Annotated in this window: 14 protein-coding genes; 6 read left to right on the top strand and 8 right to left on the bottom strand. The window is 62.1% G+C overall.

Annotated elements, in window-relative coordinates; genetic code table 11:
* Window positions 1–594 precede the first annotated feature (594 nt).
* Window positions 595–900 carry a plasmid stabilization protein gene (locus AC1RQ9_RS07695; RefSeq protein WP_485986287.1) on the top strand — a complete coding sequence of 102 codons (306 nt, stop codon included), beginning with the start codon at window positions 595–597 and terminating at the stop codon, window positions 898–900.
* 136 nt (window positions 901–1036) lie between these two features.
* Window positions 1037–1795 carry a 3-oxoacyl-ACP reductase family protein gene (locus tag AC1RQ9_RS07700; RefSeq protein ID WP_485986288.1) on the top strand — a complete coding sequence of 253 codons (759 nt, stop codon included), beginning with the start codon at window positions 1037–1039 and terminating at the stop codon, window positions 1793–1795.
* Window positions 1796–1806: 11 nt separating this feature from the next.
* On the opposite strand, the gene AC1RQ9_RS07705 is transcribed toward AC1RQ9_RS07700, so the two are convergent.
* From AC1RQ9_RS07705 to AC1RQ9_RS07715, 3 genes are read right to left on the bottom strand one after another with little or no spacing between them, the layout of a single operon-like run.
* Window positions 1807–2454 (bottom strand): SOS response-associated peptidase, encoded by a 648-nt coding sequence (locus AC1RQ9_RS07705; protein ID WP_485986289.1) that lies wholly within the window; start codon window positions 2452–2454, stop codon window positions 1807–1809.
* Window positions 2455–2473: 19 nt separating this feature from the next.
* Window positions 2474–2620 (bottom strand): hypothetical protein, encoded by a 147-nt coding sequence (locus tag AC1RQ9_RS07710; protein WP_485986290.1) that lies wholly within the window; start codon window positions 2618–2620, stop codon window positions 2474–2476.
* A gap of 42 nt (window positions 2621–2662) precedes the next feature.
* Window positions 2663–5143 carry a TonB-dependent receptor plug domain-containing protein gene (locus tag AC1RQ9_RS07715; RefSeq protein ID WP_485986291.1) on the bottom strand — a complete coding sequence of 827 codons (2481 nt, stop codon included), beginning with the start codon at window positions 5141–5143 and terminating at the stop codon, window positions 2663–2665.
* 380 nt (window positions 5144–5523) lie between these two features.
* Between AC1RQ9_RS07715 and AC1RQ9_RS07720 the strand changes: the two genes are divergently transcribed.
* The gene (locus tag AC1RQ9_RS07720) at window positions 5524–6462 is read left to right on the top strand and encodes a LysR substrate-binding domain-containing protein (protein ID WP_193731731.1); all 939 of its coding nucleotides are present in this window, start codon (window positions 5524–5526) and stop codon (window positions 6460–6462) included.
* A gap of 5 nt (window positions 6463–6467) precedes the next feature.
* On the opposite strand, the gene AC1RQ9_RS07725 is transcribed toward AC1RQ9_RS07720, so the two are convergent.
* From AC1RQ9_RS07725 to AC1RQ9_RS07745, 5 genes are all read right to left on the bottom strand, one after another.
* Window positions 6468–7964 carry an aspartate ammonia-lyase gene (locus AC1RQ9_RS07725; protein ID WP_485986292.1) on the bottom strand — a complete coding sequence of 499 codons (1497 nt, stop codon included), beginning with the start codon at window positions 7962–7964 and terminating at the stop codon, window positions 6468–6470.
* A gap of 301 nt (window positions 7965–8265) precedes the next feature.
* The gene (locus AC1RQ9_RS07730; RefSeq protein ID WP_485986294.1) at window positions 8266–8724 is read right to left on the bottom strand and encodes an acetyl-CoA carboxylase biotin carboxyl carrier protein; all 459 of its coding nucleotides are present in this window, start codon (window positions 8722–8724) and stop codon (window positions 8266–8268) included.
* Entirely contained in the window at window positions 8721–10088 is a 1368-nt protein-coding gene (gene accC, locus AC1RQ9_RS07735) for an acetyl-CoA carboxylase biotin carboxylase subunit (RefSeq protein ID WP_485986295.1), read from the bottom strand. The genes AC1RQ9_RS07730 and accC overlap by 4 nt, the downstream gene beginning before the upstream one ends.
* Window positions 10085–10525 (bottom strand): acetyl-CoA carboxylase biotin carboxyl carrier protein, encoded by a 441-nt coding sequence (locus AC1RQ9_RS07740; RefSeq protein WP_485986296.1) that lies wholly within the window; start codon window positions 10523–10525, stop codon window positions 10085–10087. Before AC1RQ9_RS07740 ends, accC begins: the two co-directional genes overlap by 4 nt.
* A 5-nt stretch (window positions 10526–10530) precedes the next feature.
* Entirely contained in the window at window positions 10531–11286 is a 756-nt protein-coding gene (locus AC1RQ9_RS07745; protein ID WP_485986297.1) for an SDR family oxidoreductase, read from the bottom strand.
* A 356-nt stretch (window positions 11287–11642) separates the two neighbouring features.
* Between AC1RQ9_RS07745 and pxpB the strand changes: the two genes are divergently transcribed.
* From pxpB to AC1RQ9_RS07760, 3 genes are read left to right on the top strand one after another with little or no spacing between them, the layout of a single operon-like run.
* On the top strand, window positions 11643–12323 hold the full coding sequence (pxpB, locus tag AC1RQ9_RS07750) for a 5-oxoprolinase subunit PxpB (RefSeq protein WP_193731751.1): 681 nt from the start codon (window positions 11643–11645) through the stop codon (window positions 12321–12323).
* Window positions 12320–13330, top strand: coding sequence for a 5-oxoprolinase subunit C family protein (locus AC1RQ9_RS07755; protein WP_485986298.1), 1011 nt, complete (start codon window positions 12320–12322; stop codon window positions 13328–13330). Before pxpB ends, AC1RQ9_RS07755 begins: the two co-directional genes overlap by 4 nt.
* The gene (locus AC1RQ9_RS07760) at window positions 13327–14094 is read left to right on the top strand and encodes a LamB/YcsF family protein (RefSeq protein ID WP_193731724.1); all 768 of its coding nucleotides are present in this window, start codon (window positions 13327–13329) and stop codon (window positions 14092–14094) included. The genes AC1RQ9_RS07755 and AC1RQ9_RS07760 overlap by 4 nt, the downstream gene beginning before the upstream one ends.
* The last annotated feature ends 13 nt before the right edge of the window (window positions 14095–14107 follow it).

The following is a 14107-nucleotide window of genomic DNA, read 5'->3' on the forward strand; positions in this document are numbered from 1 at the left end:
TGCCGGATAGCGCGCACCGGCCAGATCACAGGCTTCCTGATAGTTCCAGAATGAATTGGCGTTGAAGAGCGGGAAGATCATCAGGACCTTGCAGGTATCGGTCATTATGATGAAATTCCTTGATCTGCCTCCCCTTCATGATTGAAACGGCCTCCCTGGCTGGTGGCAGGGCGCATGCGGACGGACTGATCCATCTTTGTTGGAATGGCTCTATTCCGGCGAACGGTCGTCATGTGGGTCTTCCATCTGGATGAAGGGAGTCTGTACACCTCTTGCCCCACAATAGCGATAGAAGAGCATTTGCAATGTCGGATAGCCACTTTGCAAAATGTAACAGAAATACGAAAACCCCCGTCGGCCCTGCCTGACACGCCGGTGCCCGATGCCTGCCCCGCGCGCATCACGGCGCACTTTTATACATGATGCCCGATGGACAGACCGCCGCGTCCGGGTCCACGGCATGCCCGGCGCGGGCCGATATGATGCGCGGGGCAGGCAAACTTTTCCCATGGTCCGGCATTGTCACACCGAAGGGCCTTTGGCCGCATGGGGGACGGAACGCCCCGCCAGCCACCTGGAACAGGAGCATGAATCATGCCGCGTGGTGACAAATCCGCCTACACGGACAAGCAGAAACGACAGGCCGAACATATCGGGGAAAGCTACGAAGCCCATGGCGTCAGCGCGGACGAGGCCGAACGCCGCGCCTGGGCCACCGTCAACAAGGAGACAGGCGGCGGCAAAAAAAGCGGTTCAGGCCGGGGCCACGCCACAACACACGAACCCGCGCGCAGGGGCGGAAAGGCCGGCGGGGCGGCGTCGGCGCACCGCACGGCGGAAGAACGTTCGGCCTCGGCAAAAAAGGCGGCTGAAACCCGCCGGAAAAACGCGGGAAAGTAGACCGTACCCGTGCCGCATGCCGACACCCGGCATGGCGGGTCCGGGTGCCGGCCATGGCATGGCACGGTTTTCGACAAGGCCCGGACAGGCCGTATAATGGCTCCCTGCCCTGCACACGCCTGGAGACCGGAACGCCATGACACCAGATACCCGCACGCTGATCGACAATACCCTTTCCAGCCGTGTCGCGATCGTAACCGGCGGATCACGCGGGATCGGTCGCGCGGTGGCCCTTGCCCTTGGGCGGGCGGGGGTGCATGTCGCCGTCAATTACCATTCTGATGAAGCCGCCGCCCGCGAAGTCTGCGCCGCGATCGAGGCCATGGGGTCCCGTGCGGTCGCCATCCGTGCCGATGTGGGCGACGCGGATGATGTCGCAGCCCTTGTGCGCAAGGCACGCGATACCCTCGGCACCGTGACAGTTCTGGTCAATAACGCCGGGATTTCCCGTCTGGTGCCGCTGGACCGGATTGAACTGCAGGACTGGAACGACCTGCTGCGCACCAACCTGACATCCGCCTTCCTCATGACACAGGCCGTCCTGCCCCCGATGCGGCAGGGGCGGTGGGGCCGGATCATCAACATGTCATCCATCGCGGCACAGACCGGCGGCGTGATCGGCCCGCATTATGCGGCATCCAAGGCGGGCATGCTGGGACTGACACATTCCTACGCCAACCTGCTGGCGCGTGAAGGCATTACAGTCAACGCGATCGCACCCGCGCTGATCGAAAGTGACATGATTGCCAACAATCCCGCCATACGTCCCGACATGATCCCGATGGGCCGGTTTGGCACGGCGGACGAGGTCGCGGACCTGACGGTCGCGATGCTGCGCAACGGCTATGTCACGGGGCAGACAATCAACCTCAATGGCGGGTGGTACATGAACTGACCGCCCGGCCCCTATCCGTGCGACAGGGGCGCAGGCACGACCGTCAGGACACCATCGTTCAGCGGGCGCTGCAGGCGCAGGGCCTCGGGTGCGGGCGCATTCATCCATGTATCCAGTTCATCCGGCGTGGTCAGGATGACGGGCATGGCCCTGGGGTGGATTGATCCCACTTCCTGATTGGCGGCAGTGGTCAGGAATCCGAACAGGTCATCCGTCGTCTCGCCATCCGCCAGCCTGCGCACCGATGTCCACTGGCACCAGATCCCGGCAAAGAAAGCCAGCTTCACCCCGTCGGTACGGGCGAACCAGACCGGCCTGCTGGTTCCATCGGGCTGGCGTTCCGGCTCAGAAAAGGCCGTAAGCGGTACGAGGCAGCGATACGCGACCCCTTCCCAGCGTTTCCACCATGCTGATGCCGGATTGCGGATATTGGTCACGCCCCGGTCAACACGGCGCCCCTTCAGGTAATTCGGCGGCGTGGGCATACCCCAGCGCGCCATGACCAGTTCGCGGCCGCCAGACGTGTTGCGCACGATTGGCGCCAGGGTATTGGGCCAGATATCGGGCAGAGGCGCCAGGTTGCCGGTACGGTCCGTCATGACCCGCGCTGCCGCACGGACCGCCTGCTGCCCGGCTGTCATGGCATAAAGGTTGCACATTTCCGCTCCTCCCCATTTTTCACCATAACGCCCGCGGGACCGCATGGATATGCGTCGGGGTATGGGGGGAACGTGAGGCATGGTGGGCTGGCGCCCCGATACCGCCCTGCCGGAACAGGTCAACGGCCCCCCTTTCCGACCGTTCGGGAAAGGAAGCCGTTACCATCAGCCATGTCCGGTCATGACGTTGCCTGTATGTCAGGCCGTATCAGAAATCGAGGGACGTCTTGACGTAATACATCCCGCCATTGAACCCATAGGGGGAATAGGATGCATATTTCGCCAGTCCCTGCTGCGAATTGGCGATCGCGCTGGAAATGCGGGTCGGGTACTTGTTGCCAAGGTTGTTGGCGCCGACACCGATGGTCCACCGCGGAATGGGCTTGTAGTCCACTTCCAGGTTGGTGATGAAGGCCGGGTTCTGTTCAAACGGCACGGAACCGGGACCGGTCGGGGCCGCCATGTAGGTGATGGAGCCATAACGCATTTCCTGCAGGAATACCGACCATTTCTTGTACTGCCAGTTCACGCTGATCTGCTCGCGGTTCTTGGGCGCGGAATGCAGGACCATTTCCTTGGTGTATTCGTTCACCAGGTTGTTGCGGGCGGAACGGATCTCGTTATCGGAGAAGTTGATGCCCATGGCGAAGCGGAACTTGCCAAAGCGGTGCGTATGCAGCGTGTAATCCGCGCTCAGGTCACCGCCGAATGTCTGGGTGTTGTACAGGTTGGCATAGTATGACAGCGACGTTGCGCTGGAAATATTCGCCGCCGCCAGCAGGCTCTGCAGCTTGCTGTCATTCGGGTCGACGGTATAGGACTGCGTGCTGCCCAGACGGTCATTGATCGCGATGTAGTACAGGTTGCCCGTGATGTGGAAATCATCAACCGGCGTCGCATCCAGCCCGATGGTATAGCTGCGCGAATACTCGCCCTTCATGTTGCCAGCGCCCAGGTATTTGGCGATGGCACTGTTCGCGGGCACCTGGTCCACGGTGTAACCGGGATAGGGCGCTGAATAGAAATAGGACATTTCACCCAGCGTGGGCGGGCGGTAGCCGGAATTGATGTTGGCGCGGATGGCCCAGCGCTTGTTGAAGTTGTAGCGCGTGCCGATGGACCCGGTCTCGACAGTGGCCAGGTTGTTGTAGCTGTCAACCCGGCCGCCCATCGTCCATTCCCACTTCTTGGTGATGTAGAAATCAAGGTTGATGAAACCTTCATACACGTCACGGTTCTGGTTCGTGACCGCCATGGGTACGTTACCGGGGTGATCGGTTGCCCCCTGCCCGCCCCATGACGCGGTTTCACCCTGCGTCATCTGGAAGGTATCGTGACGGTATTCCGCGCCGAATTTCAGGTTGATGTCCTTGGGCAGCAGGCCGGTGTGGAACGAACGCGACCCCCGCAGGCCGGTTGTCAGTTCGGACGAAATCGACTCACCGTCATAAAACGATGTCTGGGTCGGGTCATAGACGTAGGATCCACCCGACATCGTGGCGTTTTCTGAATCCTTGGTGCCGTATTTCTGCTGGTCACGGCCATAGGTTACGTATGCATCCCACGCGAAACCGAATTTGCGCGCGCGGATGCCGTTATCCGTCTCGAAATCATACTGGTCCATGGTGATGTAGGGCTGGTCACCATTGGGGTAGAGCGACGGGTTGATCCATTCATCCGCCCCTGAATTGGCACGGTATGTTTCAGGCACGTTGGCGCGACGGTGCGAGAAGGTGGACGTGCTGTAGAAGCTGAACCCGTGCGCGAAGGGAACGGACATGTTTTCGCTCAGCGTTTCAAGCGTGGACTTGGGCAGGCCCAGGCCACGCTGCACGTTACGGTCCGCCGTTGCATTGCGCGTGGGATCGGCAAACAGGGTGCCATAGAAATCACCGCCGCGCGTCGTGGGCAGCTGGTGGGTGACCTGTGCCGCAAGGTCAAGGTAGCCGCCCTTGTTGCCCAGCGCCATGGCATAGCTGGCCGAACCATCCAGCGCCTGCCCGTCGCCCGCGTAATAGCCGCTGTTCTTGAAATTGACGGTGCCGCCATGCGTGTCACGCTTCAGCACGATATTGACCGCGCCGGCAATGGCGTCCTGACCGTACAGCGCGGACGCGCCTTCGGTAATGACTTCGATATGGTCGATCGCCGTAATGGGGATAAGCGAGATATCGGCCGGTTCACTGCCCCAGTTGGTGCCCGCGTTGGAATTGAAGTTGGCACCGATATGGCGGCGATGGCCGTTCACCAGGATCAGCGTGTCATCAGGCGACTGCCCGCGCAGCTGCATGGTCTGGACAAAGGAGCTTGCGCCACCACCGGGCAGGGCGGCTGTGGTAATGGCGGGGTTGGCCTGCGCCAGCGCGGAAAGCACATTGGTCTGGCCGGTCTTGAGCAGTTCCGCACCGGTCACGACCGTCACCTGCGTGGTGCTGTGGCGCGCTGCCCCCGGTGAGAAGATGGAGTTGGTCTGGTGGCCACCCACATGGATCACTTCCGGCTGGTCGGACGCGCGCAGCGCCGTGGGCGTGGCGTGCTTTACGACCGTCGTCTTTTTGGTGGGGGCAACCCTGTAATGTTTTTCAGGGGATGAAACGGCTGCCGTCGCGGCTTCACCCACAACCGGTACGAACGTACCGAACGCGACCCCAGCCACCAGATATAACTTCCGCTTTGATAGGCCTGACATCTGCCTTCCCCCCCTGAAAACGCGAACCGGACGTTTGGTAACGAATATGTGCAAGGTTATGATGCGCATTCGTTACGATGTGGCGTCATATGGATTATTGATATGTTCAGGGACGGCTGCGGTTCTTATTGGGGTTTAATGAATTATATAACTGAAAATGCTTCAGTTTTTTGGACCCGTCGCATTTTGGACACTATACATCGCAAGTATCAGGAATCCTGTTTCGGAAACGGATCAAGCCGTCATGCCCCCCCCTGCGCGCACAAAGCGTTCATTTGCCGAAACGTTCCGTACGCACATGACAATATATTGACAATTCCAGAAATATCCCTATTATCAATGGAATAAAGCCCAAGCCTATAATATTTATGGAGTTCCAGTTGGATATACGGCGACTGCAGGCTTTTATTAAAATCATCGACCTTGGCAGCATTTCCCGTGCGGCTGACCTGCTGAATATTGCACAGCCCGCGTTGAGCCAGCAGCTGGCCACGCTTGAAAACGCCTTCAAGCAGAAACTTGTCATCAGAAGCAAAAGCGGCGTCACACCCACCACGGCAGGATCGGAACTGTACCGGCACGCGCAGACCCTGACCAAACAGTTCGACCGGGCCATGGTTGAAATAACCCAGGGGGCCGGGCCGCTGGTGGGCAAGGTATCGGTCGGGCTGTCACCCTACAGCGCGGGGTCCACGCTGTCGGTCAAGCTGCTGCAGCGCGTGCGCGCGTGCCTGCCCAACATCACGCTGCACCTGACCGAAAGCTTTGATGACATCTACAGCGAACTGATCATGACCGGGCGGCTGGACATGGCGGTCATCCATGGCGCGGGACCGATCAAGGGGGTTATCTTCACCCCGCTGATGAAGGAGGAATTCTTCCTGCTCGCCCCCCACGGGCTGGAATTCCCGCAGGATGAAACCGGGGCGGTGCAACTGGTGGACATAGCCGACACGCCCCTGCTCCTGCCGCCCAGGCACAACTTTGTCCGCAAGAGCGTGGACATGGCCTTCATGCGCAAACAGCTTGAACCGCGCATCGTTGCGGAAATCGAGGCACTGATTACCTTGCAGGGCGCGATAGAGGAAGGCATTGGCAGCACCATCCTGCCGTGGTCCGTCGCCAGCCGTATTGTCGTGCCGGGACGTTCGCGCATTTACCCGCTGCGCAACCCGGTCATTCAGGAAGACGTGTCACTATGCGTTCCTGAAATCATTCCCGAAACGGAAGCGTCCGTCGCGGTGCGCGAACTGCTCATTGAACTGGCCCAGGCCATGGCCGCCTCGCATAACTGGCCCGGTGCCCAGCCTTTCGGCTGACGGGTTCAGCCCGCCCGCCCCACATTGGGGCGGGTCAGCGCATCGGGGCGCAGCAGGGCCGCAAGCCGTTCGGGGGAAAGCAGGCCGTCTTCCACGATCAGGTCCGTCACCCTGCGGTTTTCCGCCAGCGCGCGCTTGGCAATGGTTGAACACGTATCGTAACCCAGCACCGGCACCAGCGCCGTGATGATGCCGATATTGATGTCCGACAGGTACTGGCACCGCGCCCGGTCAACGGTAATACCGTTGATGCAGCGCGTGGTCAGGGTTTCGATGGCGGCGCGCAATGTCCTGATGGATGTAAACAGGCAGTAGCCAATCATCGGTTCAAACGCATTCAGCTGCAACTGCCCGCCATCGGCACACATGGTAATGGTCATGTCATGGCCCGCGACCAGATAGGCCACCTGATTGACGGCTTCGGGTATGACGGGATTGACCTTGCCCGGCATGATGGACGATCCCGCCTGCACCGCCGGCAGCACGATTTCACCCAGTCCCGTGCGCGGCCCGCTGGACAGCAGGCGCAGGTCGCTGGACATCTTTGACAGTTTCAGCGCCAGGCGTTTCAGCACGCCGGAAAACAGGACAAAGGCGCCCACATCCGATGTCGCCTCGATCAAATCTGGCGCACTGGCCATGGGCCGTCCGGTCAGGTGGCGCAGTTCCGTCATGACGGTCGATGCATAACGCGGATCGGTATTCAGTCCCGTCCCGATGGCCGTACCACCCAGATTGACCTGCTCGAACGCTGCGGCATGGGTTTTCATACTGCTGATTTCCGTGGCGATGGCCGTGCGGAACGCCCCGAATTCCTGCCCCACGGTCATGGGTATGGCATCGCGCAGCTGCGTGCGGCCGACCTTCAGGATCGCGCCAAACGCTTCCGCCTTTTCACCCAGCGCCCCGTGCAGCCCCTCAAGGGCGCGCACCAGCGGGTCAACCGCCAGCAACAGGCCCAGACGGAGTGCTGTCGGATAAACGTCATTGGTGGACTGCGCCATGTTGACATGGTCATTGGGGTGCAGCACCGCATATGTGCCCGGCTTTTCCCCCAGCAGCCCAAGGGCCACATTGGCAATGACCTCATTGGCGTTCATGTTTGTCGATGTGCCAGCCCCGCCCTGCATGGCGTCCACGACAAACTGGTCATGACAGGCGGGATTTTCCAGTATCCACCGGCATGCGCCCTCAATGGCGTCGGCGCGCGTGCGATCCAGGTAACCCAGCGCAAGATTGGCCCGGGCCGCCGCCTGCTTGACCGTCACCAGTCCCTGCACCAGTTCCCCGAACGTGCCAACCGTCGTGCCGCTTATGGGAAAGTTATCCAGCGCGCGCTTTGTATGCACGCCCCACAGGGCACCGGGGGGAATGGTGACCTCGCCCAACAGGTCGCGCTCCGTGCGCTGACCGGGCACTGCAGTCCCCGGCTTCACGGGCCTGGCCTGGCCTGCGGGGGTACAGGTCGCGGCGTCTGGTGCCGAAGGGGGCATATTCATCATTTCAGCCTATGCAGGTTAAAAGATTGCCTTGAAACAATCTGTTGATGAAACAATAAAAGTTTCCGAGTGCCGTCTTTTTTCAAAAAGGCTGCATTCTTCGAAGCTTTTTGAAAAAAGCTTTACCAAAAACGTTCTTATGATTGTGGGATCTTTACTGACCCGAACCGGACCAGCGCCCGCAATAACGGCACCATCCACGAAGTCCCGTGCATGCTGCCCACATGTCACGTCAATAAAACAGCACGCCCGACCGCGCCGAATACTGTTGCCCGTATGGCGTACAGTATTCGGCCGGTGTGTATCAGTCGGGCTGGATGTGCATGACGGTCGCGCCATATCCGACCAGCGCGCCGGGCTGTCCCACAACATCCACCACCGTGCCTGCCACCGGCGCGATAACCGGCACCTGCAGGCTGTCCAGTGTCAGGAGGGCAACCACATCCCCCTGCGCAACCCCTGTCCCCACCGGGGCAAAGGGCGTATCGCGCGACGGATGGGTCAGGCACAGGTGACCGAAATAGGGCGTTTTTACCGCAACATGCCCTGCCCCGGCATCCTCCTGCGCGGCCGCGGCCTGCACCGAGGGCGGGGCCGTGCCTGCCTGTCCCACGCGGATGCGCAGCTTCAGTCCCGCCGCCTCATTCGTCAGTTCCAGACTGTCCAGCCCCGCCTGCGCCAGCCATGTCGCCATCTGCGCGATCTGTTCGGGTTCGGGCAGGCGGTCAAAGTGGGGCGCCAACTGTTCGGACCGGTTGTTCATGGGGCCGTCCTCTGTGCAAGCCAGCGTTCAAGATAGTGGATGTCCACCCCGCCACGCCGGAAATCCGGGTCCGCCAGCAGGTCACGGTGCAGGGCGATATTGGTTGACACCCCTTCCACCTTCATTTCCGCCAGCGCCACCTGCATCCGCGCAATGGCTTCGGCACGGGTTGCGCCATGGCTTATGATCTTGCCGATCAGCGAATCATAATAGGGCTGCACCGTATAGCCCGCGACAACATGCGTATCGACCCGGATACCCGGCCCCCCGGGCAGGTCCCAGCGCGTGATGGTACCCGGCGAGGGCATGAAGGTGAACGGATCTTCCGCATTCAGGCGGCATTCGATGGAATGCCCCAGCAGCGGAATGTCCGACTGCGCGATATCCAGCGCTTCGCCCTGGGCCACGCGCAACTGCCCGGCCACGATATCGATGCCTGTCGTTTCTTCCGTAATCGGATGTTCGACCTGCACGCGGGTATTCATTTCGATGAAGGCGAACACGCCGTCTTCATACAGGAATTCGAACGTGCCCGCGCCACGGTAGCCGATACGGCGGCAGGCTTCGGCGCAGCGTTCGCCAATTTCGGCAATCGTTTCGGGTGCGATGCCGGGGGCGGACGCCTCCTCCAGCACCTTCTGGTGGCGACGCTGCAATGAGCAGTCGCGTGCCCCCAGCCACAGTGCCGTGCCGTGCGTGTCACACAGCACCTGTATTTCGATATGACGCGGCTTCTGCATGAAGCGTTCAAGGTACAGCGTCGGGTTGCCAAATGCCTGCTGCGCTTCCTTGGCGGTCAGCGTGACGGCCTGCGCCAGGTCGGCCTCGCGCTCGACCACGCGCATGCCGCGCCCGCCACCACCGCCCGATGCCTTGACAATGACCGGGAAGCCCACCTGCGACGCAATGGCCTTCACCGCGTCCATGTCCGCGGGCAGCGGCCCGTCCGATCCCGGCACGCACGGCACGCCCGCGTCGCGCATGGCGCGCTTGGCGGTAATCTTGTCGCCCATCATGCGGATCGACGCACCCGTCGGCCCGATGAAGGTCAGGCCCGCTGCCTCCACCGCATCGGCGAAATCGGCATTTTCCGACAGGAAGCCGTAACCGGGATGGATGGCCTGCGCCCCGGTCAGGCGGGCGGCCAGCAGCAGCCCGTCAGCATCCAGATAGCTGCGCGCGGCGGCGGCCGGGCCGATGCACAGGGCGATATCGGCCTCGTGCACATGACGGCTGTCGGCATCGGCTTCGGAATACACGGCCACCGTCTCCAGCCCAAGCTGGCGGCAGGCGCGCTGGATACGCAGCGCGATTTCGCCACGATTGGCGATCAGCACCCGGTTGAAACGTGGGGTCTCACTCATGCCAGCCGGAACAGGGGGGTCCCCGCCTCCACTTCGGTGCCGTCTTCCACCAGCACGGCGGCGATCCTGCCAGCCTGCGTGGTGCGGACAGCGTTGAACACCTTCATGGCCTCGACCAGTCCCACTTCCTGCCCGGCCTGCACATCCTGCCCCACCGTGACGTAGGGCGCCGCACCGGGCGATGGCGAGAGATGGAACACACCATAGGACGGGGCCGTGATGACGGCGTCCGCCACGGGCGCTGCCGGCGCGGGGGCCGTGGCCACAGGCGCACTGCCCGTGTCCACGGCGGCGATTGCAGGTGCTGGGGTTGCGGCAGGCTGCGTGCCACCACCACGGGCGATGCGGATACGGCAGCCACCTTCCTCAACCTCAAGCTCCGTCACCGGGGCATGGGCCATAAGGTCGATCAGCCGCCTGACATGCGTGAGATCCACCAGCCTTACGCCGCGCCGGACGTCTTCTTGGCGAAGTTCAGGCCGCCCACCACCTGCATGGTCGGCAGCACTTCCATGAAGCTGACATTCATGCGCTGCGGCGCCATGACGGCAAAGGCGACGGAGTTGGCGATGTCTTCGGGCAGCAGGGACTCATATTCATCGAAAAAGCGCTTCTTCGCTTCTTCCATGTTGCCGATCAGGCGACCGAACACTTCGGTTTCGCACCGCGCGGGCGAGACCTCGGTCACGCGGATGCGGTGGCCAAACAGGTCACAGCGCAGCTGCTGCGACAGCGAATGCACGCCGGCCTTGGTGGCATGATAGACCGTGTTGCCGCCCGCAAAGGCATAATGCCCGGCAATGGAGGTGATGTTGACGATATGCCCGCGGTCACGTTCGATCATGCCCGCGACCACCAGCCGGGTCAGCTGCAGCACCGCACGCAGGTTCACGTCAACCAGCGCGTCGATATCTTCCGGCGTGGTGTTGGTGATGTTGCCCGTGCGCGACTGTCCGGCATTGTTGACCAGGATGTCGATTTCCAGCCCCTTGACCAGCGCCTCGATCCCCGCCTGGTCGGATACGCTGACGGCATGCACGACGCAGCCGGTTTCCTGTGACAGCTGTTCCAGTCGCGCCGCGTCACGCGCCAGGGCATGCACCTCGATCCCTTCTTTTGACAGGCGGCGGACGATTTCCGCGCCAATGCCGGAGGATGCGCCGGTGACGAGGGCGGTACGGTACGGCTGGTTGCTCATGGTAAGAAAACCCGATCCTGAACAGAGAAACTAATCCCACCCGGCCCCACAACGGATCCCGGATGCTCAGCTATTCACTACATGCTACCGACCCCGTGCCGCCAGCGCCAAGAGCACTTCGTTCTCACGCCATAACAATATACGATGGCCCGGCTATCACCCTGATCCATAAGATTATCCAATAGCCATACAACCAGAATTGCACTGTTCATCGTTACGCAAACGGCCATAATTTGCACGTCGGCACCAGATGCCGCGAAACCTGTATTATCATGGTTCAGGCCCGATACCGGATCCTGTCATTTTCCGGGATATGACCAGCACTGTTCCAGGGACTGTGTATTTTGAACACGGATATGAAGAACGACGTGGCGCGCGACACCCGTGCAGCACCCACCATCAGCATGATCGGCACCCGCGCCATGCTGTTCGAGGCGCCGGGTGATTTCACCATGGCCCACCAGCGCCGGATCTGGGCACTGATGGACGCGGCACAGGCACGGCCCGATGTGTGCGAACTCATTCCGGGCGTGACCAACCTCATGCTGATCTTCGCGGCACCCCCCGGCAGCCCGCAGGCCGTGGCCGACTGGCTGCGCCATGCATGGGACACCCTGCCCGAACGGCATATCGAAGGCCGCCTGTTTGAAATCGGCGTGCGCTATGGCGGTGAACTGGGCAATGACCTGGCCGCTGTCGCCGCCCATGCGGGCCTGCCGCCCGAAGAGGTCATCGCCATTCACCACGGCAGTGAATACACCGTCTGCGCCATAGGCAGCGCGCCGGGCTTTGGCTACCTGCACGGGCTGGACCCGCGCATCGCCACCCCGCGCAAGACCGTGCCATCACTGAACATGCTGGCCGGGACCGTCACCATTGGCGGCATGCAGGCGGGCATTTCCGCGCTGACCGGGCCGAACGGGTGGAATTCCATCGGCTATACCGACATAAACCTGTTCGATCCCGACAGGCAGCCGCCCGCCCTGTTCGCCATTGGTGACCGTATCCGCTTTTATCCCGAAAGCATTGCGCTGTGATTACCATCCTTGAAACATCCGCCCTGAACACGGTGCAGGATCTGGGCCGCCCAGGTTACCGCAACCTTGGCGTGGGCACATCGGGCGTGATGGACGCCCTTGCGCTGCGGGTGGGCAATATCCTGCTGGGCAACCCGGTGGATGATGCCTGTATCGAACTGCAGACCTATCCCTTCGTGCTGCGCTTTGACGCACCGGCCAGCCTTGCGGTGACAGGCATTGACGCCGCAATCGAAATCGATGGCCGCACCATGCTGCCATGGATGGTTGAAACCGTATCGGCGGGACAGGTGCTGCGCGTGGGGCCACCCAGGTCGGGCGCGCGCGGCTATATCTGCATCGCGGGCGGGATCGAGGTGCCCGTGGTGCTGGGATCGCGCAGCACGCAGCTGCGTGGCGGCTTTGGTGGTCTGGACGGTCGTCCGCTGGAAGCAGGCGATACGCTGAAGACCACGGGGGCCACGCTGGATGTGTCGGGTTACGGCGCCCTGCCCCCCGCAACGGTGCTGGATGCCGTGGCCCGCGAGGATGATGCGAAGGTCATCAGCCTGCGCGCAATGCCGGCGACCGATTACGAACTGTTCACCCCTGAATCCCGGCAGCGCCTGTGGGACACTCCATGGCGCATCACACCGCAGAGCAACCGCGTGGGCTACCGCCTGTCGGGCGCGCCGCTGGAACTGCACCACCGGGTTGAACTGCGCTCCTACGGTGTCATTGCCGGTATCGTGCAGGTGCCACCGGCGGGCGAGCCAATCGTGCAGTTGGCCGATGCCAATACCGTAGGCGGCTATCCCCGCATCGCCACTGTGATCGAAGCCGATCTGTGGCGGCTGGCGCAGGCGCGGATCGGCACGCGCATCCGCTTTCATGAATGCAGCTTTGCCGAAGGGGTCGCCGCCATGCGGCCGGTCGATGCCTATCTGGACGACCTGCGCATGATGGTCGCCCGTTACCGCACATCCGCGCGCTGTCGCGCTGGCATCAAGTCTGGAGACAAGGCATGAAGATCGACCTCAATTCCGACATGGGCGAAGGCTTCGGGCGGTGGCGCATTGCCGATGATGACGGACTGATGGATACCGTGTCTTCGGCCAATATCGCCTGCGGGTTCCATGCCGGTGACTACGCCATCATGGATCGCACCGTGCAGATGGCGAAGGAAAAGGGCGTTGGCATCGGTGCCCATCCCGGCCTGCCGGACCTTATGGGCTTCGGGCGGCGCAACATGGCCGTGTCGGACGCGGACATGGAATCCATGATGTGCTACCAGATCGGCGCGTTGCAGGGCATTGCCGCCCGCCATGGCCACCGTGTCACCCATGTCAGCTACCATGCGGCGTTCGGCAACATGGCCAATGCGGATGAAGCCCTTGCCCTGCGCCTGACGCGGGCCATTGCCGCCCTTGACCGGAACCTGAGTGTATTCTGCATGCCCGGTCAGGCGACCGAGCGCGCGGCGGAAAAAGCCGGGCTGCGGGCACGGACGCTGTTCCTGGCCGATCGGGCCTATACCACGGCGGGCACGTTGGTGCCGCGTGGGCAGCCAGGGGCGGTCATTCACGACCTGGCGGGCGTGCGCGCACGTGTAAGGCAGTTCCTGCAGGACGGGTCGGTCACGACCATTGACGGCAAGCGCCTGCCGGTAAAGGCCCGGTCCATTCTGGTGCACAGCGACACGCCGGGGTCACTGGAACTGGCGCGCGCCATCCGTGCGGAAATCGAGGCCAGTGGCGGCGTGCTGACGCCTGCCTGCCAGCTTGGGGACTGATCCGTCCCCTACC

It is taken from the genome of Komagataeibacter ossonobensis, assembly GCF_057359305.1.